This is a genomic window from Bradyrhizobium sp. 87, from assembly GCF_023073015.1.
Classification (GTDB): Bacteria; Pseudomonadota; Alphaproteobacteria; order Rhizobiales; family Xanthobacteraceae; genus Bradyrhizobium; species Bradyrhizobium canariense_D.
Window position 1 is genome coordinate 1 of the sequence record NZ_JADPIQ010000044.1, and the last position, 1,212, is coordinate 1,212.

At 63.2% G+C, this 1,212-nt stretch carries 2 protein-coding genes and 1 pseudogene; 1 reads left to right on the plus strand and 2 read right to left on the minus strand.

All coding sequences use genetic code 11. From position 1 onward, the window contains the following. On the plus strand, positions 1 to 102 hold a 102-nt coding region (locus IVB50_RS09520; RefSeq protein WP_247295740.1), incomplete at its 5' end, for a transposase domain-containing protein. An 11-nt stretch (positions 103 to 113) separates the two neighbouring features. Here the strand turns inward: IVB50_RS09520 and IVB50_RS09525 are convergent. Together IVB50_RS09525 and tnpB are read right to left on the minus strand one after the other, a co-directional pair. Further along, positions 114 to 630: pseudogene (locus tag IVB50_RS09525) on the minus strand (IS66 family transposase zinc-finger binding domain-containing protein); the annotation flags it as partial. Between the two features lie 164 nt (positions 631 to 794). Further along, on the minus strand, positions 795 to 1,010 hold the full coding sequence (gene tnpB, locus IVB50_RS09530) for an IS66 family insertion sequence element accessory protein TnpB (RefSeq protein WP_247295738.1): 216 nt from the start codon (positions 1,008 to 1,010) through the stop codon (positions 795 to 797). Positions 1,011 to 1,212 lie beyond the last annotated feature (202 nt).

The window sequence follows — 1,212 nt, forward strand, 5'->3', positions numbered from 1 at the left end:
ACTGACGCGCTCACCAGGATCGTCAACGGTCACCCAAACAGCGAAATCGATCAGCTGCTTCCCTGGGCCTATCGCGCGCAATCCCTCAAAGCCGTGGCCTGAGAACGACGCTTACGCTCGGTGGGCAATCCACCCCTGATCAGTTCGCTCCGGCGCTGCGTGCTGGAGAACGACGCCACGACAGGCGCGGCAGGTCAGCTTGGGCTGGCGGGTCACGATCACCCGGTACTGCACCGGAACGACGGCGAGCCTTTGGCTCTCATCGCAGCCGATCTCAACGAGATCGCCTTTGCAGGACGGGCAGCATGTTGCAGCCGGCATCAGCGTTTCGAGGATGCGTGGCAAATGCTCCGGCTGACCACGATTGGCCCTGCGCTCGGCAGCTCTCCTCTCGCGTGTCTTGGAGTCGGTGCGGTCCTCGGCGGCTCCGAGAACCGCAACAGCCTGATCGATATCCTCCAGAACAAGCTGGAGCTGATCGGCGTCGAGCTTCTCCGACGATCGACCAAACTGCGCATCGTTTGCAAGCTTGAGCAACCGCTCGAGCCTGGCGCAGCGCTCCAGCAGAGCTGCGGCAACGGCGCGCAACTCGGCTGGGTCGCTCGGCAGCTGATCAGGCAAATCACTTATCGGCCCGAGTCTGCCATGCTTCGCGCCCCGATGCAGCGAAGATTTTATCTCCTACGCAACTCCTTTCGGCTGCGGGATTCGAGGCGCGTGCATACGCGCACAACTGCGCTGCGTTCATCCGCATCACGCCGTCAACAACCGGCGGCCACTTGAAGGCGCTGCTCTCAAGCCCGCTTCCAATACAGCACAAGCCCGCTGCCATCCCAAACGACGATCTTCACCCGATCGGCACGCTTCGCACGGAAGACCACCGCCACGCCCTTCATCGGATCGTGGCCCAGCGTCTCCTTCGCCAACAGCGCGAGGCCATCCGCGCCCTTCCGGAAGTCTACAGGGCGGGTCGCAACGTAAATCATGAGGCCAGCGGGAGCCGTCAGCATGAACGTGTCCGGCGCAACGCCACAAACACCTCACTCAGCAGGCAAGTCCAGGCGTTCCGCGCACCTCAACCCGGGCCCCCAGGAACTCAACCGTAACAGCGGCAGTGCGGCGCGGCAATCAGGATGGAAGTGCAGCGTCAATCAGGATGAGAGAGCTTCGCCGGGCTCGTGACGCAGGGAGGGCGTAGCCCGACCGGAGTTA

Excerpts from the sequence above, each read along its gene's own strand:
- tnpB (WP_247295738.1), bottom strand. The coding sequence starts at position 1,010 with ATGCTGACGGCTCCCGCTGGCCTCATGATTTACGTTGCGACCCGCCCT.